Origin of the sequence: Streptomyces sp. NPDC059477 (assembly GCF_042749375.1) — a bacterium.
In the GTDB taxonomy this organism is placed as follows: domain Bacteria; phylum Actinomycetota; class Actinomycetes; order Streptomycetales; family Streptomycetaceae; genus Streptomyces.
The window spans coordinates 16,010-41,004 of record NZ_JBHYUG010000036.1 but is presented as its reverse complement, the minus strand read 5'-3'; the positions used below and the strand labels follow the sequence as shown (position 1 = coordinate 41,004).

At 71.7% G+C, this 24,995-nt stretch carries 20 protein-coding genes; 13 read left to right on the top strand and 7 right to left on the bottom strand.

The features are described from left to right. Positions 1–7 precede the first annotated feature (7 nt). The 9 genes from ACFXAZ_RS19605 to ACFXAZ_RS19565 all read left to right on the top strand — a co-directional run bounded on the left by ACFXAZ_RS19605 (position 8) and on the right by ACFXAZ_RS19565 (position 14,299). Complete coding sequence (locus ACFXAZ_RS19605; RefSeq protein ID WP_384592419.1) at positions 8–460, top strand: beta-ketoacyl synthase N-terminal-like domain-containing protein; 453 nt, start codon at positions 8–10, stop codon at positions 458–460. A 44-nt stretch (positions 461–504) separates the two neighbouring features. After that, positions 505–4,101, top strand: coding sequence for a condensation domain-containing protein (locus ACFXAZ_RS19600; protein ID WP_384592416.1), 3,597 nt, complete (start codon positions 505–507; stop codon positions 4,099–4,101). Between the two features lie 50 nt (positions 4,102–4,151). Beyond that, positions 4,152–8,069 carry an amino acid adenylation domain-containing protein gene (locus ACFXAZ_RS19595; RefSeq protein WP_384592413.1) on the top strand — a complete coding sequence of 1,306 codons (3,918 nt, stop codon included), beginning with the start codon at positions 4,152–4,154 and terminating at the stop codon, positions 8,067–8,069. Continuing rightward, positions 8,066–8,245: an MbtH family protein gene (locus tag ACFXAZ_RS19590; RefSeq protein ID WP_384592410.1), complete on the top strand. Its 180-nt coding sequence runs from the start codon at positions 8,066–8,068 to the stop codon at positions 8,243–8,245. Before ACFXAZ_RS19595 ends, ACFXAZ_RS19590 begins: the two co-directional genes overlap by 4 nt. Continuing rightward, positions 8,242–9,012 carry a thioesterase II family protein gene (locus ACFXAZ_RS19585; protein WP_384592407.1) on the top strand — a complete coding sequence of 257 codons (771 nt, stop codon included), beginning with the start codon at positions 8,242–8,244 and terminating at the stop codon, positions 9,010–9,012. The genes ACFXAZ_RS19590 and ACFXAZ_RS19585 overlap by 4 nt, the downstream gene beginning before the upstream one ends. After that, positions 9,009–10,292, top strand: coding sequence for an acetyl-CoA carboxylase biotin carboxylase subunit family protein (locus ACFXAZ_RS19580; RefSeq protein ID WP_384592404.1), 1,284 nt, complete (start codon positions 9,009–9,011; stop codon positions 10,290–10,292). The genes ACFXAZ_RS19585 and ACFXAZ_RS19580 overlap by 4 nt, the downstream gene beginning before the upstream one ends. A 100-nt stretch (positions 10,293–10,392) precedes the next feature. After that, positions 10,393–12,003 carry a condensation domain-containing protein gene (locus tag ACFXAZ_RS19575; protein ID WP_384592401.1) on the top strand — a complete coding sequence of 537 codons (1,611 nt, stop codon included), beginning with the start codon at positions 10,393–10,395 and terminating at the stop codon, positions 12,001–12,003. After that, on the top strand, positions 12,000–13,352 hold the full coding sequence (gene glyA, locus ACFXAZ_RS19570; RefSeq protein WP_384592398.1) for a serine hydroxymethyltransferase: 1,353 nt from the start codon (positions 12,000–12,002) through the stop codon (positions 13,350–13,352). Before ACFXAZ_RS19575 ends, glyA begins: the two co-directional genes overlap by 4 nt. Positions 13,353–13,498: 146 nt before the next feature. Continuing rightward, entirely contained in the window at positions 13,499–14,299 is an 801-nt protein-coding gene (locus ACFXAZ_RS19565; RefSeq protein ID WP_384592395.1) for an IclR family transcriptional regulator, read from the top strand. Between the two features lie 91 nt (positions 14,300–14,390). Here the strand turns inward: ACFXAZ_RS19565 and ACFXAZ_RS19560 are convergent, their stop codons facing one another. The 7 genes from ACFXAZ_RS19560 to ACFXAZ_RS19530 all read right to left on the bottom strand — a co-directional run bounded on the left by ACFXAZ_RS19560 (position 14,391) and on the right by ACFXAZ_RS19530 (position 19,882). Beyond that, positions 14,391–15,620 (bottom strand): NAD(P)/FAD-dependent oxidoreductase, encoded by a 1,230-nt coding sequence (locus ACFXAZ_RS19560; protein WP_384592391.1) that lies wholly within the window; start codon positions 15,618–15,620, stop codon positions 14,391–14,393. Next, positions 15,620–15,814 (bottom strand): ferredoxin, encoded by a 195-nt coding sequence (locus ACFXAZ_RS19555; protein ID WP_384592388.1) that lies wholly within the window; start codon positions 15,812–15,814, stop codon positions 15,620–15,622. Before ACFXAZ_RS19555 ends, ACFXAZ_RS19560 begins: the two co-directional genes overlap by 1 nt. 65 nt (positions 15,815–15,879) lie before the next feature. Beyond that, the gene (locus tag ACFXAZ_RS19550; protein ID WP_384592385.1) at positions 15,880–16,674 is read right to left on the bottom strand and encodes an SDR family NAD(P)-dependent oxidoreductase; all 795 of its coding nucleotides are present in this window, start codon (positions 16,672–16,674) and stop codon (positions 15,880–15,882) included. Next, positions 16,671–17,663 carry an ornithine cyclodeaminase family protein gene (locus ACFXAZ_RS19545; protein ID WP_384592382.1) on the bottom strand — a complete coding sequence of 331 codons (993 nt, stop codon included), beginning with the start codon at positions 17,661–17,663 and terminating at the stop codon, positions 16,671–16,673. The genes ACFXAZ_RS19550 and ACFXAZ_RS19545 overlap by 4 nt, the downstream gene beginning before the upstream one ends. Before the next feature lie 54 nt (positions 17,664–17,717). Beyond that, the gene (locus tag ACFXAZ_RS19540) at positions 17,718–17,993 is read right to left on the bottom strand and encodes a hypothetical protein (RefSeq protein WP_384592380.1); all 276 of its coding nucleotides are present in this window, start codon (positions 17,991–17,993) and stop codon (positions 17,718–17,720) included. Continuing rightward, entirely contained in the window at positions 17,994–18,542 is a 549-nt protein-coding gene (locus ACFXAZ_RS19535) for an aromatic-ring-hydroxylating dioxygenase subunit beta (RefSeq protein WP_384592378.1), read from the bottom strand. Next, positions 18,539–19,882: a Rieske 2Fe-2S domain-containing protein gene (locus tag ACFXAZ_RS19530; protein ID WP_384592375.1), complete on the bottom strand. Its 1,344-nt coding sequence runs from the start codon at positions 19,880–19,882 to the stop codon at positions 18,539–18,541. Before ACFXAZ_RS19530 ends, ACFXAZ_RS19535 begins: the two co-directional genes overlap by 4 nt. A 353-nt stretch (positions 19,883–20,235) precedes the next feature. Between ACFXAZ_RS19530 and ACFXAZ_RS19525 the strand changes: the two genes are divergently transcribed. The 4 genes from ACFXAZ_RS19525 to ACFXAZ_RS19510 all read left to right on the top strand — a co-directional run bounded on the left by ACFXAZ_RS19525 (position 20,236) and on the right by ACFXAZ_RS19510 (position 24,992). Beyond that, positions 20,236–21,252, top strand: a complete 1,017-nt coding sequence (locus ACFXAZ_RS19525; protein WP_384592372.1) for a dihydrodipicolinate synthase family protein — start codon at positions 20,236–20,238, stop codon at positions 21,250–21,252. Between the two features lie 41 nt (positions 21,253–21,293). Next, positions 21,294–22,733, top strand: coding sequence for an NAD-dependent succinate-semialdehyde dehydrogenase (locus ACFXAZ_RS19520; protein ID WP_384592369.1), 1,440 nt, complete (start codon positions 21,294–21,296; stop codon positions 22,731–22,733). A gap of 130 nt (positions 22,734–22,863) precedes the next feature. Continuing rightward, positions 22,864–23,763 (top strand): VOC family protein, encoded by a 900-nt coding sequence (locus tag ACFXAZ_RS19515; protein ID WP_384592366.1) that lies wholly within the window; start codon positions 22,864–22,866, stop codon positions 23,761–23,763. After that, on the top strand, positions 23,760–24,992 hold the full coding sequence (locus tag ACFXAZ_RS19510; RefSeq protein ID WP_384592363.1) for a DUF1116 domain-containing protein: 1,233 nt from the start codon (positions 23,760–23,762) through the stop codon (positions 24,990–24,992). Before ACFXAZ_RS19515 ends, ACFXAZ_RS19510 begins: the two co-directional genes overlap by 4 nt. Positions 24,993–24,995: the final 3 nt, after the last annotated feature.

Genomic DNA, 24,995 nt, shown 5'->3' with positions numbered 1-24,995 from the left:
GGGCCTCATGGACACGGGAAACGACACCACCGCGGTGGCTGTGGTCGGCCTCGCCTTCGAGTTCCCCCGGTGCGACGACTGGGACACGCTGACCGAGATCCTGCGCACCGGGCGCGACTGTCTCGGGCCGATGCCCGCCGCCCGGGCACGGGCCACCGGGGTCAGGCACCTGGAGAGCGACCAGGAGGGCGGCTGGGTCGACGACATCACGGGCTTCGACCACCGTCTGTTCGGGCTGTCCCGCGCCGAGGCCGAGCTGATCGACCCCCGGCAGCGCAAGATGCTCCAGCTCGCCGTGCGCGCGATCGGCCAGGCCGGCTATGCCCCGGCGGAGCTGCGCGGCCACGACGTCTGTGTCCACACCGCCGGGTACGGCGGACCGGAACCGACCCTGTACGAGCTGCTGGGCGAGACCGGCCGCCGCCAGGGTGCCGCCCTCACCGGCAGCATCCGGGCCTAGCCGCCGGCCGTATCGCCTACCACCTCGATCTGCGCGGCAGCGCGATGGTCATCGACACCGCCTGCTCCTCCTTCCTCGTCGCGCTGCACGAGGCGCGCCGGAAACTGGCGTACGGCGAGTGCGAGTCGGCCCTGGTCGGCGGCTACGAACTCGTCCTGGGCCGCCCACCGTCCCGGCCCCGGGCCGCGGACGGTCTGGGAGTGCTCTCCGCCACCGGCCGCTGCCGCCCCTTCGACGAGAAGTCGGACGGCACGACCTTCGGCGAGGGCGGCGGCTTCGTCCTGCTCAAGCGGCTGGCGGACGCGGTACGTGACGGCGACACCGTGCACGCGGTGATCCGTGGCAGCGCGGTCAACCAGGACGCCGGGCGGGCAGGCGGCCTGACGGCGCCCAGCCCGGCGGGCCAGGCCCAGGTCATCGCCGCCGCGCTGCGGGACGCAGGCGTGGATCCCGCGACCATCGGCTACGTCGAGGCACACGGCACCGGCACCAGGATCGGCGACCCGATCGAGATCCAGGGGCTGGCCGCCGCGCTGTCCGAGGTGGCGGCCGACTTTCCGGGTACGACCCGGGCCGCCGCGCTCCCCGTGTCCTCCGCCAAGGGCAACTTCGGCCATCTGGACTGCATGGCTGGCTTCGCGGGCCTCATGCGGATCATCGCGCAGTTCCGTTCCGGGGAGATCTTCCCCACGGCGTGCTTCACCGCGCCCAACCCGCTGCTCGGCCTGGACGGCACCGCGCTGCGCGTCACCGACCGGTGCGAGTCGTGGCCGACGGGTGCGTTCCCCCGGCGCAGTGGCCTGAGCGGGTTCGGCCTCAGCGGCACCAACGCGCATGTCGTCGTCGAGGAGGGCGCCAGCACCCGGGCGGCGACCCGGGCCCCGGTTGCGGGCCACACCGGCCGCGCCGGCCATACCAGCCACTCCAGTCGCGCCGCCCATGTCGACCACGCCGACCACGCCATCGTCCTCTCCGCCCGCGACGCGTCCGGGCTGCGGCGGTACGCCGCGCGGCTCCGGCAGGCCGTCGCCGCCGATCCGCGGCGCTTTCCCCTCGCGGACGCGGCCGATGTCCTCGCACTCGGGCGCGAGCACGGGGACCGCTTCGCCCACCGCAGGGCCTGGGCCGTGACCGACGCCACCCAACTGCTCGGCGAGCTGGACGGCTTCCTGGCCGAAGAGGCCTCGGCGCCCGACGACACGTCCACCGCCGGCACCACGGTCGCCGCGGTCGCCGCCCCGCTCGTACTCGCCCTCGGCTCGCCCCTGGACACCGCCGCAGACCTGGACACGGGCCATCTGCTGGACATGGCGCACACGTTCCCCGGGTTCGGCCGCGTCCTGGACGAGGCGCTGAGCAACCGGCCGGCGGAGCGCTGGACCGCGAGGCAGCGTCAGTTGCTGCGCCTCGCGGGAACGCAGGCGCTGCTCACCGATCTCGCGATCACCCCGGATCTCGTACTGGCCCACGGAGTGGGCGCGTTGGCGGACCGGTACACACGGGGCACGCTGGATCTGCCCACCGCGCTGACCCAGGCGGACGAGGAGTCGTACGCCACGCCACCCGACGCGGGCCGGCTCAGGGCGGCGCTCGCCGGATTGGCCGGCACCGCGACCGTCGTCGACCTGGCACCGGGCAGCGCCCTCTCGGTCCTGCTGGCCGAGGGGACCGGCCCCCGCTACGAGACCGTCACCCCGCGCTCCCCGGCTGAACTGCTCGCCGCCTGCCACCGCCTGGGGTTGGCCCTGGACTGGCACAAGGGCCTGGGGCGGGGGCCCCGGCGCCGGATCGAACTGCCCGCCGCCCCGTTCGCCGAGGTGCGCTGCTGGCCGGACGCCGCGCTCGCCACTCCCGTGGCGGACGGCCCATCGGACAGCCCGGCCGCCAACCCGTCGGACAGCTTGTCGGGCGTCCCGGCCGACGCGGGTCCGGAGCCGACCGCCACCGACACGACGCCGGCCGCGGTGGTGCTCGAACTGGCCAGGGACGTTCTGAAGGAACCCGGGCTCGGCCTGGGCGACGACTTCTTCGAGGTGGGCGGAGACTCGCTCAACGGCGTCCAGCTGATCACCCGCCTGAACGACCGTCTCGGCACCGCCCTCGATGTCATCGACCTCTTCGACTTCTCCTCCCTGGGCGAGCTGGCCGCCTCGCTCGACCCGGAACCCTCGGCCGCATCGGCGGCAACGACCGCCACCGACCGGAACGGCCTCGCGGCAAGCGCAACCACCGCCGACCGACCCGCGGCCGTCGAGGGCGCCGAGGCAGCCACCGGACCCACCCCGGTCGAAGGCCCGCTCTCCGGGCAGCAGACCGCGATCTGGGCAGCCGTGCAGCTCTCCCCCGAATCATGTGCGTACAACGTGGCGAGCGCCTTCCTCCTCGATGGCCCGGTGGCCGCCGAGAGCCTGACCGGGCGGCTGGAGGCATTGGTCCGCCGCCACCCCATGCTGCGTGTCGCCCTGCACGACGGCGCTGACGGACCCGTACAGGTCATCAGCCCGCCCGAACAGGCGCGGCTCACCCTGGAACAACGCACCATGGCGTTCCCCGGGACGACGGCCACCGACGGCCGTGACCTGCTGCTGACCCGGCTGAAGGAGCTGGTGGCCGAGCCGCTCGACCTCTACGGCGGCACACCGGCCCGCTACCAGTTGGTGCGGGCCCGGTTCCAGGACCGGGACCAGCAGGTCCTCGTGCTGACCTTCCACCACCTGTTCTTCGACGGCTGGTCGTGGCGGATCCTGATGGACGATCTGAGCGGCGACGGCGACCGCCCGGCGCCCGCGCACACCTATCTCGACTACGTCCGCGAGCAGCGGGCGCTGATCGAGGGCGAACGCGGCCGGCGACTGGTCGAGTTCTGGCGGCACCGCCTCGCGGGGATACCCGCGGTGGCACTGCCGACCGATGTCGCGGACGCCGATTCCTCCCGGCTCCCGGACCGTGGCGCCGATCTGCCCTTCCCGATCGAGCCCGGCCTCGCCGCCCGGCTGCGCGAGATCGCCCGCCAGGGCCGGGGCACGCTCAACATGGTGCTGCTCGCCGGGTGGATGGCACTGCTCTGGAAGATCGGCGGCAGCCGTGACCTGTCCGTCGCCAGCGCGGTCACCGGCCGGGTGCCCGGTCATGACGATGTGATCGGCTGCTACGCCAACACCGTGGTGATCCGGGCCGCCCTGGTTCCGGACGAGCCGTTCTCCGCCCTGCTCATGGCCGTGCGTGACGCCCAGCTGTCCGCGCTGTCGCACGGTGACCTGCCCGCCGACCGGATCGTACGGATCGCCCGGCCGCACACGGCGGAGCCCGCCGCGACCACCAACTTCAGCTTCCACAACGCGGTCGAGCCCCCGCGTGGTCTCGGGCCGGGCGGCCCGGCCATGGAGCTGCTCGATGTCGACCCGTCGGCGCCGACGTTTCCGCTCAGCGTGTCGGTCATGGAGTACGGGGACGCCCTGTGGGCCGGCCTGAAGTACGCCACGGACCTGTTCCGGCGGGAAACGGTCGCCGCCTGGCTCGACGAGTACCGCACGCTGCTGCGCAACCTGGCCGAGCGGGGCTCCGACGCCACCTTGTTCGACCTGTTCGACGCGCCGGCCCGGACGGCCGGAGCGCCGGACGTGCCGGACTTCACGTTCTGAACGGCCGACGGCCTGCCGAACCCAAGGCCTGTCAAGAGGAGAACCCCCACGTGATCACCACCACCGACTCCGCCGGTCTCGCCTCGCGCGAGTTCTGGCTGCACCGCCGGGACGACCTGCGCGCCGGATCCCTCGCCACGGCACAAGCCCTGGGAGGCGGTTCGCACCAGGTCGCGCCCGGTCCCCCGGCCACCGCGCGAGCCCGGCTCACCCCCGCCACGCGGGCGGACCTCGACCGCGTCACCGGCGGTGAGCCGCTCCTGCGCTGGACCGCCGTCGCGGCTGCCACGGGCCTCGTACTGCGCCGGTTCGGTGCCGAGGACGCCGTCACCCTGCTGGCCGGTGCCCCGCTGGAGCACGAGCCGCCCGTACTGCTGCGCCCCGACCCGGCGATGACCTTCCGGCAGTGGCTGGGCACCGTACGGTCCTCGGCCGCGCAGGTCCTCGCCCACAGCGAGGTCGACGTGGCGACGTACCGAAGCCTCCTGGAGGACGACCTGACACTCACGGTCGGCGTCGACGGTCCGGACCCCGGGGGCACCGCCCCCGAGCCCTCCGCCTCCCTGCGCCTGGGCGCCACGGAGGTCACCGTGACCTCGCGGCTGCTGTCCGCCGCCCGGCTGGACGCGCTGGTGACGGGCGTGGTCACCGTGCTGGAGCAGGGGCTGGCCGACCCCGACCGGCGCCTCACCGACCTCGGTGTCCTCGACGCGGCCACCCGCCACCAGGTGCTGACCACCTTCAACACGACCTCCCACCTGGACAACGGCCGGCCCTACCGGGACCTGCTGCTGGCCCAGGCCGCGCAGCGCCCCGACGCTGTCGCGATCCACGACGGGACGGACTCGTTCACCTACCGGCAACTGTGCTCGTACGCCACCGCCGTCGCACGGAACCTGCGCGCGGCGGGCGTCGGAGCGGAGAGCCAGGTCGCCCTGGTCGCGCGGCGCAGCGCGTGGTTCCTCGTGATGGCCGTCGGTGTCCTCTTCGCGGGCGGCGTGTACGTCCCGCTGGACCCGACGATGCCCGCCGGACGCAGGGACCGGCTGATGCGCGGCGCCCGTGTCGTCGTAGCGGACCCGGAGGTGGAGCTGCCGCAGGATCTCGACGCGCCCCGGCTGCTTCCGGCGCTGCTGCGCGACGAGGCCGAGTCCGCCCCGGGGCCGTACGACCCCGGGGCGGTGGCGGAACTCCTCGGCCCTCCGGCGGCCCCCGCCGATCTGGCCTACATCATCTTCACGTCGGGCTCGACGGGCACCCCGAAGGGTGCGGGTGTCGAGCACCATTCCTTCCTCAATCTGCTGGCCACCCGGGTGCCGGACTACGGCCTGGACCCGGGGGTGGAGGTGCCGCAGACCGCGCCGCTCACCTTCGACCTGTCCATCTGGCAGATGTTCGCGGGGCTGACGTCCGGCTCGACGGTCTGCGTGGTCCCCGACGACGTGGTGCGCGATCCCGCGGCACTCGCCACGATGGCGGTGGAGCACCGGTTCGGCTGTCTCGCGCTGGTACCGACCTTCGTCGCCGTGCTCCTGGAGCACTTCGAGGCCGCCCCCGACTCCGCGGCGGCGGTCCGCTCGACCCTGGGCCGTCTCATCGCCACCGGAGAGCCGCTGAGCGGCGAACTGGCCTCCCGGTGGCACAGTGTCATGCCCGGCGTGGAGCTGCTCAACGCCTATGGGCCCGCGGAGGTCGCCGACGACAGCACGGGCGGGCCCGTCACGGCCGACGAGGGCATGTACACCTCCGTCGGCAAGGTGCTGCCCCATGTCCGCGTGCATGTGCTCGACGCGGATCTTCAGCCCGTGCCGCCCGGTGTCACCGGCCAGGTGTACATCGGCGGGGAGAGTGTGGGCCGCGGCTATGTGGGCCAGCCCGCGATGACAGCGGAACGGTTCGTGCCGGACGTGTTCTCCCCCGTACCGGGACGGCGGATGTACTGCACCGGAGACCTCGGCCGATGGCGGGCGGACGGATCGGTCGAGCTGCTCGGCCGGGCCGACAACCAGGTCAAGCTCCGTGGCCGCCGCGTGGAACTGGGCGAGATCGAGCACGCCGTGGAGGGCCATCCCCAGGTGGCGCGGGCCGTGGTCGAACTCCTCAAGGACGACGGCCTGGAGCGGCTCGTCGCCTTCGTCACGCTCACCTCCGGCAGCGCGCCGACCGCCGCGCAGCTCCAGCGATTCGCCGCCGACCGGCTGCCCGCGTACATGGTGCCGAACGAAGTGGTGGCACTCGATGAGCTGCCCCGCAACCGCAACGGCAAGGTGGACCGCAAGGCGCTGCGGGCCCGCGCCGCCCAGCGGGCCGTGCCGACCGCCGCGTACACGGCTCCGCGCACCGCCCTGGAAGCGGAGCTGTGCGAGCTGTGGGCCACCGTCCTCAGGCTCGAACGCGTGGGCGTCACCGACGACTTCTTCGCGCTGGGCGGTGACTCCATCACCGGGATCCGCGTCGTCCAGGCGGCCGGGCGCCGTGGCATCGAGCTGCGCCCCCGGCATCTGCTGGAGCACCGCACCGTCGGGGAACTGGCCACGGTCGCGCAACGGAGGTCCCTAACCACCGCCGGGCCCCGCGCCGCGGGCGGCCCCGATGTCTCGCCCGCCCCGCTCACCCCCGCCCAGCTGAACTTCTTCGCCCGGGGCGTGCCGCGTCCCGACCACTGGAACCATGGAGTCCTGTACGCCGTACGGCGCCCGGTCACCACGGATGAGGTGCGGCACGCCGTTCAGCTGCTGGCCGAGCGCCATCCGATGCTGCGGGCCCGCGTCGACCCCGAGGGCGGCCCGCTGGCGCAGACCGTCACCGACGTACCGCCGCCGCTGACGGAGTTCGACCTGACCCAGGTGCCGGCGGACGCCCTGGAGTCGCGGATGCACGCCTCGGCGACGCGACTGCACGCGGCCCTGGATCTGCGGGCGGGACCGGTGTGCCGGGCCGGGCTGCTCCGGCTCCCCGAGGGGCAGGACGACCGGCTGGTCATGGTCGTCCACCACGCGGTGGTGGACCTCTACTCCTGGAACGTGATCACCGAGGACCTCTCCGCGATCCTGCGGGACGGCCACGCCGACGCCCTGGATCCGGTCGGCACGCCGTACACCGCGTGGGCCAGGCGCCTGGTGGAGTTCGTACGCGGTGAACCGGGCCGCCTGGACGCCGGGTACTGGCTGACCCGTGACTGGAGCCGCTGCGTACCGGTCGTCCACGCCTGCTCCCCGGGGACCGAGGGCAACACCCAGGAGCACACCGACATCTTCGACAGGGAGTGGACGCGCCGGTTCGTCGAGGGAGCGGCCCGCCGCGGACTGACCGTCTACGAATGCCTGCTGGCCGCGATCGGCGCGGGCTTCAGGACGTGGCTGGAGGTACCGGCCGGTGACCTCCTGGTGCAGCTCGGCGGCCATGGCCGGGAAGACCTGTTCGACGACGTCGACCTGAGCCGCACCGTCGGCTTCTTCAACACCGCCTACCCCTTCGCGCTGCCCATGCCGACCGACCCCGCCGATGTGCACCAGGCCCGTGCCGTGGCCGAGCTGGTCCGGAGCATCCCCGGCCGGGGCCTCGACCTCGACCTGCTGCGCCATCTGCACCCCGATCCGGCGCTGCGCGCCCGGCTCGCCGCCCTCCCCGTGCCCGAGGTGCTCTTCAACTACTGGGGGGAACCGGGCTATCTGCACGCGGGCGGCGACGAGGGCGGCGACCGCACGGGCCATGGCCAGGCGCCTGGGCCGCTCGGGGACGTGCGCACCGACATCTCCGGGGACGACCGGCCCGCGGACATGCCCCGTTCCCATCCCATCGAGATCTATCCCAGCATCGTCGACGGCCGGCTGACCGTCCTGTGGCGCTTCAGCGGCGAGGTCTGTGCCGCACCCCGCAGGAACGCGCTCGTCGCGTCCTGTTCCGAAGCCCTGCGTGCCGCCGCCGACGCGTCCCCGCACCCATCCAGTGAGGAGCCCACCCGATGACCCACACCGTTGTGGTGAACGCAGAAGAGCAGTACTCGATATGGCCCGAGGCCAAGGCCCTGCCCGCGGGCTGGCGGACGATCGGGGTCAGCGGCAGCCGGGAGGAGTGCCTGGCCCATGTCGCGACGGTGTGGACCGACATCCGCCCCAAGTCCGTAGCGCCCGCCGCCTCGTGAAGCACACCGAACCCACCCCGCTGCTGTGGCACTACGGCGCGGCGGCGGGCACCCGCACCTATGTCCTGGCTCCGTTCGCCGGGGGCAGCGCCTACTCCATGGGCGACTGGCCCGCACAGCTCCTGCGCGCCGGCGAGAGCGCCCTCGTCCTGCAATATCCCGGCCGGGGCCCACGCGCCGCCGAAGCGCCGCCGACCAGTATCGATGAGCTGGCCGCCGAGGCGGGCCGGGAGATCGAGCGGCATTCCACGGGGCCGGTGGTCATCGTCGGCCACAGCCTGGGCGGTGTGCTCGGCCACGCGCTGGCGCTGCACCTGGAGCACGCGGGCCGCGAGGTGGAACTGCTGGTCGCCTCCGCGGCCCGGGCGCCGTCCGCACCCCGCGTGGATGCCGGGCAGGTCCTGGCCATGTCCGACGCGCAGTGGCTCCAGGAGATCACCCGCTACAGCCCGCTCGATCCCGAGCTGCTCCTCGACCCCGCCGTCCTGGACCTGATCGTGCCCGTCCTGCGCGCCGACTACCTGATGCTCGCCCGGCACGTCCCCGGACGCCTGCCCCTGTCCTGCCCGCTGCTCGCGATCGGCGGCGCGGACGACGCCTGGGTGGACGCCGGGCATCTGGAGACGTGGTCCGAGTGCACCACGGCGGGCCTGATCACCCGCACGCTGCCGGGCGGCCACTTCTACTTCCGGGACGGCCTCACCCGGGTGACCGAGCTGATCCACACCGTCCTGGACGGTGACCGCGCACGAAAGGAGTTCCGGTGAAGCCACTGATCGTGGTGTACGACGCCGGTGCGGCGCACCCGGGTGACATCGCCGTGGGGCTGGGCGACTGGGCCAGCTGGGTCTTCGCCGCGGAACGCAACGAGCACACCCGGGCGATGGAGCCGCTGCTCACGCAGTTCGCGCCTCTCGTCTGGATCGACGACCTCGAACAGGCGGTGGTCCGGCTCGCCGGTCATGGCCCCGGCGGCATCGTGACGTTCAGCGAGAAGGCCCTGCGTCTCACCGGGGAGCTGGCCCACCGGCTGGGGCTGCCGCAGCACTCGCCGGCGACCACCGCACTGCTGACCGACAAGTGGAACCAGCGAAACGCGCTGCGGGCGGCGGGTGTCGACTCCGTGCGCTTCCACCGGATCGACACCGTCGCCCAGTGGGCGGACGCGGTCGCGCACGTGGGCCTCCCCGCGGTCCTCAAGCCCGCCTTCGGAGGCGCCAGCCGCAACACCTTCCTCATCGAGGACGAGGCCGGGGGACGGCGGACGACGGAACGGCTGCTGGCCGCGGGAACACCCGGATACGACCCCGCGGGGGCTCTCGTCCTGGAGGAGTACCTGGTGGGGCGGGACTGCGCGCCCTTCGGCGACTACGTCTCGATCGAGCAGTTCGTGCAGCAGGGGGACATCACCGATATCGCGGTGACCGGCAAGTTCCCCATGGTTCCCCCGTTCCGGGAGACCGGCAGGTTCTGGCCCTCACCCCTGGACCCGCAGGAGACGGAGCGGGTCTTCGACCTGGCCAGGCGGGCGGTCAGGGCGCTGGGCATCACCACGGGCCTGACCCACACCGAGGCCAAACTCACCCCCGAGGGACCCCGGTTCATCGAGGTGAACGGGCGGCTGGGCGGCGGCATCAACGAACTGTCCCGCCGCACCACCGGCACCGACCTGATCGGGCTGGCCGGCCGGATCGCCCTCGGCGAGCGGGTCGACATCCCTGCACTGCCGCCGGGCCGGGCGGTCTACCAGATCATCCATCCCGCTCCCCGCGACCCCTGCGAACTGGTCGCGGTGGAAGGCGCCGACGAGATCCGGGCCCTCGCCGAGGTGACGGTGCACCGCCCCTACGCCCGGCCGGGCACCCGGCTCGCGGGAGGCGTGCAGACCCAGGAACTCGACACCGTCATCGGCGAGACCAGCGGCCTGACCGAACTCGCCGCCGTCTTCGCGGACATCGAGTCCAGGCTGCGCTACACCTTCGCCTTCCCCCAGGAACCCGGTGTCCGGACGGTGACGGTGACCGGTGCCGACCTCGGCCGGCTGTGACACCCGGCCCTTTCGCCCGAACGCCCATGACAGCCCTGATCCCCACGACAGCCCGTACCTCCACGACAGCCTTACGCCCGACGAGAAGAAGGAACGGACAGTGAGTGACACAGCCATCGAAGAGTCGCCCCGGCCAGGAGGGGCCGACGCCGCCGTCCTGGCGCGCGTCTGGGAGGAGATCCTCGGAGTCGACGGCGTCGGCCCGGACGACGACTTCTTCTCTCTGGGCGGGGACTCGCTCCTCGCCGTCCAGGTCGTCGGCGTGGCCAAGGAACGCGGACTGCGACTGACTCTCCTCGACCTGTTCAAGAACCCCACGCCCCGTGGCGCCTGCGGCGACGGCACGGCGGGCACACCCGACGAAGGGCAGAGCCAGGAGCTGGTCTCCCCCCAGGACCTGGCGCTGGTCGCGGACAGCGCGGATGCGGTGTATCCGGCCACCCGGCTGCAACTGGGTCTGATCTACGAGAACCTGCTGAGCGGGGGGCATCTCTACATCGACGTGGTGTCCCGCTCGGTCACGCTCCCGCTGGACCCGGCCGTGCTCCGACGGGCCGTCGAGGCCGTCACCCTGCGCCACCCGATGCTGCGCACCCGCTTCGACCTGACCACCTTCAGCGAGCCCATGCAGGTGGTGGAGCGGGAGGTCGTCGTCCCCGTCGAGTCGGCGGACTGGTCGGACCTGGACCCGGCCGCGATGTCCGAGCGGTACGACGCCGTCGTACGGACTCTTCAGGCCCCCTTCGACCCCGAGCGGGCACCGCTGTGGCGGGTGCACGCGGCCCGCACGGGCACCTCGGAGTTCCGGCTCGCCTACGCGTTCCACCACGCGGCGCTGGACGGCTGGAGCGAGACCGTCCTGGCCAGCGAGCTGATCCGGCTGTACGCGGCGCTGCTGCGCGGCGAGCACCTGGAACTCGCCGCACCCGCACCCGCGCAGGAGTACGTACGCCTGGAGCGCGCCGCACTGCGCGACGACACGTCCCGGCGGTTCTTCGAGAAGCTGGGCGGCGGGCCGGCGGCGACGCTTCCCGAGCGGGGCGACGGCACGGGCGATCCCTACCGCAAGGCCGCGGCCCGTATCCCGGCCGACGACGTCGAGCGCGTCCAGCGGCTCGGTGTCGCGTGGGGTGTTCCGGTGAAGAGCCTGTACCTGGCGGCGGACTGCGCGGCCCAGGCGGTCCTGGCCGGCGCCACCGAGGTCACCGTCGGACTGACCGTGAGCGGCCGGCCGGAGACGGTGGGCAGTGAGCTGACCCTCGGCCTGTTCCTGAACACCCTCCCGCTGCGCCTCGATCTGGCCGGAGCCTCCTGGCGGACCGCGGCCAGGCGTGCCTTCGAGGCGGAGAGCGGGCTGCTCGGCCACCGCCGCTTCCCGGACGCCGAGGTGCGTGCGCTGCTCGGTGGTGTCCCCTTCGACACCGCCTTCAACTACGTCCATTTCCATGTCCGGGACCGGCTCCTGGACACCGGCCTGGTCACCACCGACGAGGACCTCAGGGACACATCGAGCCTGGCGGTCCGCGTCGAGGTCATCGACGATCCGCGCGGCCGTGGTCAGCTCCTGGAGGTCGTCGTCGACGAGACCCGGTACGGCCGCGGAACCGCCGATGAACTGCTCCGGCAGGTCCTGTCCGCGATGCATCGGCTGGCCGAGAACCCCGAAGAGCCGGCCCTCGCCGGCCTCCTGGCACAAGTGGAGAACCGATGACCCTGTCTTCCAGCCCCCTGGCCACCTACGCGCAGCTCGGCTTACGTCAGCTGCACGACCAGGACCGCGAACTGTACGACCTGCTGGAGCGCGAGCACCTGCGCCAGTCCTCGACCCTTGCCATGATCGCCGCCTCCAGCGTCGCGCCCGCCTCGGTGACCGCCTGTGAGGGAACGGTCCTCGGCAATGTCACCACCGAGGGATACCCCGGGGCCCGCTTCCACGCGGGCTGCGAGGTGGTGGACGAGGTGGAACGGCTGGCGATCCGCCGCGCCAAGGCCGCCTTCGGCGCCCGGTACGCCAACGTCCAGCCCCACTCCGGCAGCACCGCCAACCAGGCCGTGATGTTCAGTCTGCTCAGCCCCGGCGACGTACTTCTCGGCATGGAGCTGAGCGCGGGCGGTCATCTCACCCACGGCTCCCGTGCCTCGGTGTCCGGCACCTACTTCACATCGGTCGGCTACGGCACCGACGCCGCCGGCTGGATCGACATGGACGAGGTCGAACGCCTCTCCAAGGAGCACCGGCCCCGGCTGATCGTCTGCGGCGCGAGCGCCTACCCCCGCGAGATCGACTTCGTCCGGTTCCGGGCGATAGCCGACGAGGTCGGAGCCTTCCTGCTCGCCGACATCTCCCACATCTCCGGCCTGGTGGCGGCGGGCCTGCACCCCAGCCCCGTCGATGTGGCGCACGTGACCACGACCAGCACCTACAAGCAGCTCTACGGCCCCCGTGGCGGCCTCGTCCTGATGGGCGGGGACGCCGACACTCCCGTACCGGGCTCGCGCAAGACCCTCGCCGAGACCTTGCAGAGCGCGGTCTTCCCCTATGTGCAGGGCACTCCGCAGCTCCAGGCCGTCGCGGCCAAGGGCAGGGCGCTGGCGCGGGTGGCGCAGCCCGAGTTCCGGGAACTGGCCCGGCGAATCGTCTCCGGTGCCACGGTCCTGGCTTCGGCGCTGTCCGACGCCGGTCATCACGTCCTCACCGGCGGCACGGACAACCACATGGTGCTCATCGACATCGGCCGCAGGGGACTGACCGGACTGGTCGCGGAGCAGGCGCTGGAGTCGTGCGGAATCATCGTGAACAAGAACAAGATCCCCGACGACCCGCACGGCCCACGGGTGACCAGCGGTCTGCGGCTGGGCACGAACCACCTGGCCGCACGCGGTATGGACGCCGACGCCGTCCATGAGTGCGCCGCCCTGGTCGACCGGGTCCTGTCCTCGGTCAAGGCCACGGACACCCGCACCTGGCACCTCGACGAGGCCGTCCGTGCCCGGGCGCGCGCGGAGGTGAGCAGCCTGTGCGCCCGCCACCCGCTGCCCGACCTGGACGCCACCGTATGAGGTGGTGATCCGCGGGAGGACGCGCCCCGGCCGGTGAACGGCCGGGGCCCGGTCCGGTCGGTACCCCGCCTCCACAAGGAGTCGGGTACCGGCCCGGTCCCGGCGCCGATGATCAGGGCTGTTGTCGCCCGTGGTAGATTTTTGCGATGTTCGAAAGTGGGGACACCGCTCGCGGGTCCACGTCCAGCTCGATGCAGAGCATGCACAGGGCCATGCAGATGCTGGAGTACCTCGCCGAGAAACCGATGCGGGCGACGGAGCTGGCCGAACGTACCTCCTCGAAGTGGGCGACCGCCCACCGCACCCTCGTGTACCTCCGTGAGCACGGATTCGTGCACCGTGACGACGCGACCGGGCTGCACTACGTGGGCCGGCGGCTGTTCGCGATCGGGTCGTCGTATCTCAATGAGCACCCGCTCTTCCATACCGGTGAGCCGCTGATGCGGACCGCGGCCGACCGGGTGGGCGGTTTCGTGCAGATCGCCGAGCGGGAGTCCTACGCCTCCATCGCGATCGCGAGTGTCGAGCCACGGGATCCGGTGCCCAGCCTTTCGTACGCCAATACCTATCGCCCGTACCCGCTGCACATCGGCGCGCGCGGGCTGGTGCTGCTGGCCTTCGCGCCGGACGATTTCTGCGCCGCCTACGTAGCCCACTTCACGTCCGTCGAGGACGAGACGGCCATCACCGACGCGGCCGGGTTGCTGACCGTCCTCGACGGGGCGCGGAACTCAGGGGTGGTGACCACCGACCCGGACATCACCTCGGCGACGACGGCGACCGCAGCCCCGGTGCGCAACGCCGGGGGCGCTGTGGTGGGGTCGGCGTCCATCGTCACCGCGCGCAAGGACGGGCCCGACCCCGCGGAGGTCCGGGACGTCACCCTCGGTCTGGCCACGTCGCTGTCCCAGTTGCTCGGGTGGCGGGGCAAGGTCGCGCCCCGGTAGTGATCCGGCGCCGCTGTCACCGCGACGCCGGAGGCAGTGCGCGCCACGCCCGGTGCGCCCGCGGTCTTCCACGGGGCTCAGGCCGTGCCGGTCAGTGGGGTGTGGCCTGCACGGGCGGCCAGGGGGCACCGGCCGCCACCTGTGCGTGATGGCGGATCAGTGCGCGTGGCGCGTCCACGGCGACGGCGGCCGTGGCATGTCCGTCGCGGGTGTACACCGCGACCAGACCTGACTCCCCTGGTGCGCCGGCGAGGATGTGGACGCTGTCCTCCGGGGCGGGTGCCCCCACCAGTTGCATCCGGGAGCCGAACTGATCGGTCCAGAAGGAGGGCAGCGCGTCGAGCCGGGCCGCCGGGGCGGACTGTGTGGTCACCGCACCGGCGACGATGTTCTCCGCGACCACGGACGCCTGGAGCCCCACGTGGTTCCAGTGCTCCGACCGTACGGGGCGGCCGTGCCGGGGGGAGTGCCAGCGGGCCGCGTCCCCGAGGGCGAACACACCGGCGGCCGTGGTGCGGCCCGCGTCGTCGCAGAGCACCCCGTTGTCCATCGCCACGCCCGATCCCTCCAGCCATCGGGTCTCCGGGACGCCGCCGAACCCGATGACCACCAGGTCCGCGTCCAGGACCCGGCCGTCGGCCAGCCGTACGCCACGGACATGGCCGTCCCCGACCAGACCGTCGACGCCGGTGCCGAGTTCGAACGCGGTGCCCCGGGCCTGGTGCAGCCGCCTGAAATGGTCGCCGACGACGGGTCCCAGGACCCCGTGCATCGGCACCGGCTGGATGTCGACCACGGTCACCTCGCGGCCGAGTTCCCGTGCGGCGGCGGCGACCTCGCAGCCGATGAAGCCCGCTCCCAGGACCACGACCCGCTCCGCGTCGGCCAGCGCGGCGCGCAGTGCGAGGCCGTCCTCCAGACTGCGCAGACAGTGCACACCCCGCAGGTCGGACGGGAACCGTGGCCGGCGGGCGGCGGAACCCGTGGCGATCACGACGACCTCGGCGCCCAGGGACGTGCCGTCGTCGACGGTGACGGTCGTGCCGCCCTCGCCCGTGCGCAGCGCGGTGGCACGGCGGCCCGTGCGCAGGTCGAGCGTGAGAGCGGCGATCTCGTCCTCGGTCGCCAGGTAGAGGGAATCGGGTTCGGCGCGGCCGGTCAGCAGGTCCTTGGACAACTGGGTGCGGTCGTAGTGGGCGCGGGTCGGCTCGGCCCCGATCACCGTCACCCCTCCGTCGTAGCCGAGCCGGCGCAGTTCCTGGGCGAGCGACATCCCGCCGAGGGAGGCGCCGACGATCGTCACCTGCCGGGGCGGGGCCATCAGCCGGTCACCTGAAGGGCGCGGGCCGGACAGGACCGTACGGCGCGTTCGATGGTGCCGCGCAGTTCCTCCGCCGGTTCCTCATCGAGTACGACGACCCGGTTCTCGTCCTCGTCCAGGTCGAACACGGTGGGGGCCTCAAGCATGCAACTGCCGTAGCCACGGCACTTGGTGAGATGGGCGGTCACTTTCATGGCAGTACCTCTGGATCGTGAAATGCGCCGGGACACCGGCTGTTACGGGAGGGGACGCGGCCTCGTCACGCGAGGAGATAGCCGCCGTCGATCGGCAGGACGGTGCCGGTGATGTAGCGGGAGCGGTCGTCGGCGAGGAAGACGATCCCGTCCGCGACCTCGTCGGCGGTGCCGGGCCGCCCCATCGGGACCGTGCCGCCGACGGGGGCCGGTTCCTCGGGGATCTCGCCCGGCCGGGCCGTCCCGGCGCGCAGCGCGGTCGCGCTGGTCTCGAAGAGCCGGGTCGGGATCCAGCCGGGGGCGACCGCGTTGACCCGGACGCCCTGGGCGGCGGCCTCGGCGGCCACCTTCATGGTCAGTCCCACCACCGCGTGTTTGGAGGCGATGTACGCGGCGCCGCCGCCCCGGGGGACGAGTCCCGCCGACGAGGCCACCGTGATGATGCTGCCGTGGCCCCGGGCGGCCAGGGCGGGGAGTGCGGCGCGCAGTGTGTTGGCCGTGCCCCTGACGTTGACGCGGAGCACCAGCTCCCATACGTCGTCGGTGAGTTCGGTGAAGGGCTGGTTCTGGTCGAAGATGCCTGCCGCGTGCACGACGACGTCCAGCGGGCCCAGTTCGTGCTGGGTGGCGTGTACCGCGTCGGCGACCGCCGTCCCGTCGGTGACATCCACTTGGTACGCCGTGGCTCTCACGCCGGTGGAGCGGATGCCGTCGGCGGTCTCGCGGGCTCCGGGACCGGACAGGTCACAGGCCGCCACGGCGTATCCGGCGCGGGCTAGGGCCCGGGCGGTCGCGGCGCCGATTCCGCTGGCGGCGCCGGTGACCAGGGCGACGCGCCGGGCGGCGTCGGGGGCGCTCACGACCCCGCCGGCTTCTTGACCCGCAGGAGGTCGACGTCGATGCCGGTGCCGGCGGTGCGCGCGTGCTCGTACACCAGGCGGGCGGCGATGAGGTCTTGCAGTGCGGTGCCGACGGATTTGTAGACGGCGATGTCCGCGGGGTGCTCGCGGGGTGCCCGGTGGGCGGTGGGGGCGGCGAGTTCGGCGAGTGACCGCAGCTTGCCGCTGAGTGCTCCGGCCTCGTCGGCGGCGATCAGGTCCCCGGACTCGCCGCGGGCCTGTTCGGGTGCGTCGCTGACGACCAGGCGGGCGCGGTCCATGACCTCGACGTCGAGTTCGCGCAGCTCCGGCATGGTGGAGCCGATGGACAGGACGGTCGCGCCGGGGCTGAGCCACTTCCCGCGCAGGGCCACTCGGCCGGTGCCCATGCCGGTGTTGGTCGCCACGACCACCACCGCGGCCGAGGCCGCTTGTTCGGCGGTGTCCACCGGGACCACGGGGATTCCCAGCCGCTCGGTCATGCGCCGGGCGAATCGCTCCCGGCGCTCGGGGTGGGGGCTGAAGACCGCGACCGATGTGACGTCAAGGGCCGCGCAGGTGCCCGCGAGGTTCGTCTCCGCCTCCAGTCCGGAGCCGATCAGTCCGACCTCGACCGGGCCGCGTGGACCGAGCAGGCCCGCTGCCACGCCGGTCGCCGCGCCGGTCCGCGCGGCGGTGAGATAGGCGCCGTCGAGCTGGGCCAGCAGTTCGCCCGAGCCCTCGTCGTACAGGCCGATCAGGTACTGGACGCCGCCTGCGCTCACCTGGTTGAAGACCTTGAAGCCCATGACGTCGGCGCCGCCGACGACGGCGGGCATGAGGCGGAAGAAGCCGGGCCGGGCGGCGAGGTTGACGCGGTCGGGCAGCTGTACGCCGCCGTCAGCCTCGATGCGGTAGCCGTCGCGCAGGGCGTCGACGAGCTGGTCCATCGGCAGACAGGCGCGGACTTCGTCGTCCGTCAGGAGAAGCATGTTCGGGGTCTCTCTCGGTAGCGGTGGCGGTGGCGGTGAGGTGCCGTGGCCGGGTCATCGAGGGGTGGGGCCCGGCGCGGGCCCGAAGGGCTGGTCGAGGAACTGGGAGAACACTTCGGGTGACTGCCAGCTGATGCTTTCGAGGGCGAGCGGGTCGAGCTGGAGGTGAAAGCCCAGCCGCAGCGACCGGATCTCGACCCGGTGGCCGTTGCGGGTCCTGACCTTGCTGATGCGTACGGCGGTGAACTCGTTCACCACGGTGAACTCCGACTCGACGACGTTGTGCTCGTCGGCCGGAGGACCACTGGCCCGGGGGGTCTGCGGGGGCACTCAGATCACCATCCGCAGGTGCGGCAGCCTGACGACGCTCTCGTCCAGGACGGCGGTGCGGCTCACCAGCCCCCAGCCGTCCGGGCGGCGGCGCACCACGTCACGTCGTCCCGCGGGTGCGATGACGGCGGGGTGCGACTGATGGGTGACGCTGATCAGCACGTTGCTGGTGACGATGAACTCGCCGACCCGTTCGCCGGGTTCGGCCACCACGTTGCTGACGAACCGCCGTATGCGGTGGAGCGGAACCTCGCCCCAGGCGAAGTCGATGTGCTCCGGTTCGAAGCGGCGGGCCCACAGGGATGCCAGTGACTCCCGTGACTCGTCGACCAGGTGGACCCCGGGCATGTTCGGCGCCAGCGACGGATCGTCGCGGGTGACCGTGACGGGGACACGGTAGACGAACTCGTCCTCCAGCAGCGGCAGCCACTGGGGGTATGCGTAGGTGTCCAGCAGTCGCGCCTCGACATCGTAGAAGTGGCTCAGTGCGCTCGATGTCTCAGGATCGGGTGTCCCGCTGTGCCGGTGGTGTTCCGTCAGTGCGTTCATCGGGCCGACCTCCGTCCCGCCGCGGTGGGGACGAACGAGGTGTCGTTCATCAGTTCCGCCCAGCGCCGGTACAGCTCGCGCTGATTGGTCTCGGAGTGGTCGATGTCGTAGACGTCGCCCGGCCAGGGCTTCTCGGTGTCCTTCGGGGCCGCGAGGCCGCCCTCGTAGACGAAGTCCGTGGTCCGTGAGACGGCGCCCCGGCTCATGTCCGCGACGCTGGTCCAGTTCTGGAGGTCGTCGGTGTCGAAGATGCCCGCCAGGCCGACCATGCGCAGGTTGGCCCGCAGGGAGTCGGTGCGCTGCTGGTCGTCGTACCACTTCGGTACGAGCGCCCAGAGCATCAGCTCGCAGTGCATGCTGTCGAGGGGGCGCCAGGCACGGAACTGGACGTAGGACACGGCCGGGGTGTCGTCGCCGGAGGTGAGCGCGGCGGCGTCGATGAGCGACAGGTTGGGGAAGATGTTCCCGTGGAGCACGGACATCCGTGACATCAGGTCGATCTGGCCGCTGTCCAGGCTCTCCGCCATCTCCGGCCACTTCTCGGGCGGGTAGCCGAGGAAGACGGGCTCCGTCCCGGGCAGGTCGTAGTGCTGTACGCGGAAGGTGTGGCCGTTTCCCGCGACGACGCACCGTCCTCGCATTCCGGCCATGGACACCCCTTCGAGCTGGGGGAACGCGTCGGTGTTGAGGTAGGTGCCCAGTTCGATCGGGCTCTGGTGGGTGGTCGCCAGGTGGTATCCGTCGCCGGCGAAGTTCTCCGATCCGAGTTTCCAGTTGGTCCGGACGCGGGCGCGGGCCGGGGGGCCGGCCGCGACCAGGTCGCCGGCCTTGTCGAGGACCCCGCGCAGATACCAGGCGGCGGGGCCCAGTTCCTCGGCCAGTGGTGGGGCGTCCGGGTTCCAGCTGGCGAACACCAGGCCGTGGAAGGTGTCCACATGGGGGACGCGCACCAGGCCGAACGCGGATTTGTCGAAGGAGGCGTCGAAGACCTGTTTGCGTTCCGGGACGCCTTTGAGGTCGCCGGAGTTGGCGAAGGTCCAGCCGTGGTAGCTGCACCTGAAGTGCGAGGAGTTGCCGAGGTCCGCCCGGCACAGTTGGGTGCCCCGGTGGGTGCACGAGTTGAGGAACGCCCTGATCTCCCCGCTCTCGTCGCGGGTCACGATGACGTCCTCACCGCCCAGGTTCCTGGTGACGTAGTCACCGGGGCGGGCGATCTCGCTCTCGTGCGCCACGAAGAGCCAGCATCGCCGGAAGATTCGCTCCATCTCCAGCTGGAACTCGTCGTCGCCCCAGTACGACTGCCGGCTCACCCGGGTTTCGGTCGTTTCTGCCTTGATCATCCGCAGACTCCTGTCTCCGAGCAGGCAATATCCAGATAGTGGATACGCTATCCACTTAGTGGGTGCGGTGAAGCTACAACCGTGAATGCCGGGTGTCAATGCCCCCGGAAGCGCACGAAAAGGCCCCGATCCCGCCCACTCGTCACCGCGGTCGACAGCGGCGGGCGAACTGTTGACCGACCGATCTCCGGTTGCTAGCCTCCGCCACTATCCACCAAGCGGTTACGTCATCCACTATCTGGATATCGAGACGTCCGGACCGCTTCAGGCGCGTCGAGACACGTTTCCGTCGCGTCCAGGTCCGTGCCGGTCCGTCGTGACCCGCGTCAGTCCCGTCGAACGGAGATCCGTCCATGAGCTACTCACGTCTGGAAGCCCGCGCTTGGGCCAAGGAGAACATGAAGGGCATCTGCGGATGCCTGCTGCCGACGTTCACCAGCGATCTGAGCAAGGTCAACGAGCGTGCCGTCCGGCATGACATCGACCTGGAGAAGCAGCTCGGGATGTCGTCCGCGCTCATCGTCTCGGAGTGCGGAACCACCTTCGAGGAACTGCTCCGCATCACCGAGATCTCGGTCGACGAGGCCGGGGACGACCTCCAGATCGTCGTCCACGCCGCGCTGCCGACCCTTCAGGACAACATCCGCCTGGTCCAGGAGTCGGAGAAGCGCGGTGCGACGTACGTCCTGCTGTCCTACCCGCTCACCTTCTACCCGCGGACCGAGCAGGAGGTCTTCGACTACACCAAGGCCGTCGCCGACAGCACGAACCTCGGCGTCATCGTCTTCGCCATGCACCTGTGGAACTTCCGCCGGCTGCACCCCAGCCACTTCTCACCGCGGCTGATCGGCCGGATGATCGACGAGATCCCGAATGTCGTCGCGGTGAAGAGCGAGGTCGGCGGACCCGGGGTCGGCGGCATCGCCGAGATCTTCCACAAGTACCGCGACCAGGTCATCGTCATGGACCCGATCGAGTCCAACTCCCCGGCATGGCACTCGATGTACGGGATGCAGTGGATGGGGACCTCGAACTACGAGGCGTACGGCCCCTGGGTGGCACGCTACTTCGATCTCATGCGCGAGGGCCGCTTCGACGACGCGATGGAGATCTACTGGCGGATCCACCCGGTGCGCGAGGCCGACTCCGCCGTCGTCGGACAGGCCGTGGCGGGCACCGCGATGGTCCATCGCTACCTGTGGAAGTACCAGGGGTGGCTCAACGGGTTCAACGGCGGCCCCATGCGTGCGCCGCTGTCCCGTATCAACGACGGCCAGATGGCACAGCTCCGCGCCGCCGCCGTGGCCGGCGGTCTCGATGTCACCGACTCCCCGGACCACGAGTTCTTCACCGGCCGCAACCCGGCCTGATGCCGCTCCCCCGCCACAAGAGCGAAGGATCTTCGATGACGATGTCCACCGAACCACTGTTCCCCGATCTCATCATCGGCGCGGCGCCGCCCGGCCGCCCGCGCGACCCGATCGAGGTCCGCGATCCGTCCTCCGGGAAGGCGCTCGGCGCCGTGCCGGACGGCAGCGTCGAGGACGGCCTGGCGGCCGTCGATGCGGCAGCCGGGGCATTTGCTTCCTGGCGGGCGACCAGCCCCCGGCACCGGGCCGAGATCCTGCGGCGCTGCTGGGAGCTGATGACCGAGCGCGCGGACGACATCGCCCGGCTGATCTCGGCGGAGAACGGCAAGACACTCGCCGACGCCCGGGGCGAGGTCGCCTACGCCGCGGAGTTCTTCCGGTGGTACTCCGAGGAGGCGGTGCGGGCGGCGGGCCACCTCGGCGTCTCGCCCGGCGGCACCAATCGGATCATGGTGGCCTACGAGCCCATCGGCGTCGCCGTGCTGATCACCCCGTGGAACTTCCCCGCCGCCATGGCCACCCGGAAGATCGCGCCGGCGCTGGCCGCCGGATGCCCGGTCGTGCTCAAGCCGGCCGCCGAGACCCCGCTCACCGCCTATCTGATCGCCCGGCTGTGCGCGGAGGCGGGTGTGCCCGACGGTGTGATCAACGTCGTCACCACCAGCCGGTCCGGCGAGGTGGTGCGCGCGATGCTGCACGACCCGCGAGTGCGGGCCCTGTCGTTCACCGGCTCCACCGAGGTGGGACGTGTCCTGCTGCGCGAAGCCGCCGACACGGTGCTCAAGTCCAGCATGGAACTGGGCGGGAACGCGCCCTTCATCGTGCTCGACGACGCCGACGTGGACGAGGTGATCGAGGGTCTGATGATCGCGAAGATGCGCAATGGCGGGCAGGCGTGCACCGCCGCCAACCGCGTCTATGTCCACCGCTCCCTCATCGAGGCGGTCTCCCGTCGTCTGGCCGACCGGTTCGCCGCGCTGGCCGTCGGCCCGGGAACCGACCCCGCGAGCGAATGTGGTCCCCTGATCAACGACCGTGCCGTCGACAAGGTCGCCGCCCTGGTGGAGTCCGCGGTGGCCGCGGGGGCGCGGATCCTCACGGGCGGCGAACGGCCGCGGCGGGAAGGGGCGTTCTACGCGCCCACCGTCCTCGTCGACGTCCCGCCCGGGGCGGACATCGTCCGTGCGGAGATCTTCGGCCCCGTCGCGGCTCTCATCGCCTTCGACACCGACGACGAGGTCGTCCGGGCCGCCAATGACACCCCTCTCGGGCTCGCGGCGTACGTCTACACCTCCGATCTGCGCCGAGGGCTGCGGATGGCGGGCGAACTGGAGGCGGGCATGGTCGCCGTCAACCGCGGTCTGCTCTCCGATCCCGCTGCGCCGTTCGGCGGGGTCAAGGAGAGCGGTCTCGGCCGCGAGGGCGGTTTCGAGGGAATGCTCGAATTCATGGAATCGAAGTACATCGCCACTGACTGGTGAGCGTGGTCACCGCCCCCGCCGGGGGCGAAGACGGCCGAGCCCTCGGCCAGAAAGCGAGAGTCATATGTCCCTGTCCACCCCGTCCGCCCCTGCCCACGCCTCGCCCCCCGGTCCCCATCCGATCACGAGCGTGCGGTCCGTCGCGATCGCCGTGGCGGATCTGCCGGTGGCGCGGGGCTTCTACCGGGACCTCTGGCAGCTGGACCTGGTCGAGGAGGACCGGGGCCGGAGCTACTTCGGGTCCGGGTGTCCCAGTAACTACATCGTCAAACTGCGCGGGAACGACGTCGCCGGGATCGAGCTGACCACGTTCGACGTGCGCGACCGGGCCGGGGTGGACGTGCTGTTCGAGCGCGTGGCCCGCAGCGGCGCACAGATCATCCGTGAGCCCGGCGAGCGGCCGGAGCTGGGCGGCGGCTACGCCTGCGCCTTCTTCGACTGCGACGGCCGCGCCCTGGAACTGGCGACCGAGGTCGAGCAGCGCGCCCACCGGCCGGTCGAACGCGGCGAGTCGAGGCCGAAGTTCATCAGCCATGTGGTGTTCAACACCCCTGATGTGAACCGGACGGTCGCCTGGTACGGCGAGGTGCTGGGCTTCAAGATCTCCGACTGGCTCCAGGACTTCTTCTGCTTCATGCGCACCGGGAGCTGGCACCACATCATCGCGTTCGCGAGGTCGAAGCACACGAGCCTGAACCATGTGTCCTTCGAACTCAACGGCCTCGACGAGTTCATGCGCGGAACGGGCCGGATCATGCGCGCCGGCGTCCAGCCGCTGTGGGGTCCCGGACGGCACGGCGCCGGGGACAACACGTACTCGTACTTCCAGGAGCCGTCGAGCGGCTTCGTCATGGAGTACACGACCGAACTGATCCGGATCGACGAGGAGCACGGCTGGACACCCAAGGTCTGGGGCACCACGCCGGAGGAGCAGGACCAGTGGGGAACGGCCAACGCCTTCGACGAACTGGTGCTCGCGAAGATGACACCGGCCAGCGACCCGGTCCTGTGGACACCGCCGCGCATATGAGGAACCGCGACGGCTGGAGACTGCTCGCCGAGGGCAGGGCCGTGGCGACCGGCGTCCGGCGGGCGGGCGAGGTGACGGACGCCGTCGGCGCCAGGACGTTCCTGCACGCGGGTCCCCCGCTGGGCCAGGACGATCCGCCCGGGCCGATGCGCGGTGCCCTGCTCGGCGCACTCGTCCTGGAGGGCGAGGCCGGGGATCTGCGCGCGGCGGGCGAACTGCTCGACTCCGGTGGCCTGACCCTGCTGCCGTGCCACTCGGCCGGAGGGGTGGGGGCGATGGCGGGCGTCGTCTCCCCCGCCACCCCCGTCGTCGAGGTGACGGGCGAGGACGGACGGACCGCGTTCGCCCCGCTCAACGAGGGCCTCGGCGAGGCGCTGCGGTTCGGCTCGACGAACGGCCGGGTCCTGGCCCGGCTGCGGTGGATGGGGGACGTGCTCGCCCCGGTGCTGGACGCGGCGCTCAAGAGCGAGGGCGGTGTCGACATCACCGCTCTCCAGGCGGAGGGCCTGCGGCGCGGGGACGAGTGCCACAACCGCAATGTCGCCGCCACCGCCGCCCTCGTGGCCCGTCTGGCACCCGCCGTCGTGCGGGTGTCCCCCGACGCGGACACGGCTGCCGCGGTGCTGGAGTTCCTCGCGGGCAATCCGCACACCTTCCTCGCCTTCTCGATGGCGGCGGCCAAGGTGCTCGGGGACGCCGCGCACGGCGCGCACGACACCCGCGGGCTGGTCACCGCGATGTGCGCGAACGGCCGCACGCTGGGCTTGCGGGTGAGCGGGGTGGACGGCTGGTTCACCTCGCCCGCCCCGGTGGGCGAACCGAAGGTGTTCCCCGGGTTCACCGTCGCGGACGCCTGTCCGGCGATGGGCGACTCCTTCATCACGGAGACGGTCGGCCTCGGCGCGTTCGCCCTGACCGCGGCCCCGGCGATCAGCTCGTTCATCGGGGGCACCCATGACGAGGCCGTCGCGCTGGTCGGGGCGATGCGGCGGATCTGCCGAGGCAGCAGCGGGCGGTTCCTGATCCCCTTCGACGGCTTCCGGGGCACGCCCGTGGGCATCGATGTCGGCCTCGTCTGCCGGACCGGGATCACCCCGGTCGTCAACAACGGCTTCGCGCACCGGGAAGCGGGCCGTGGCCAGGTCGGCGCCGGGATCACCCGCCTGCCCATCGAGCCGTTCCTCAAGGCGCGTGACGCCTTGGCCGTATCCGCCGGGAACCCCGGGTGAGGC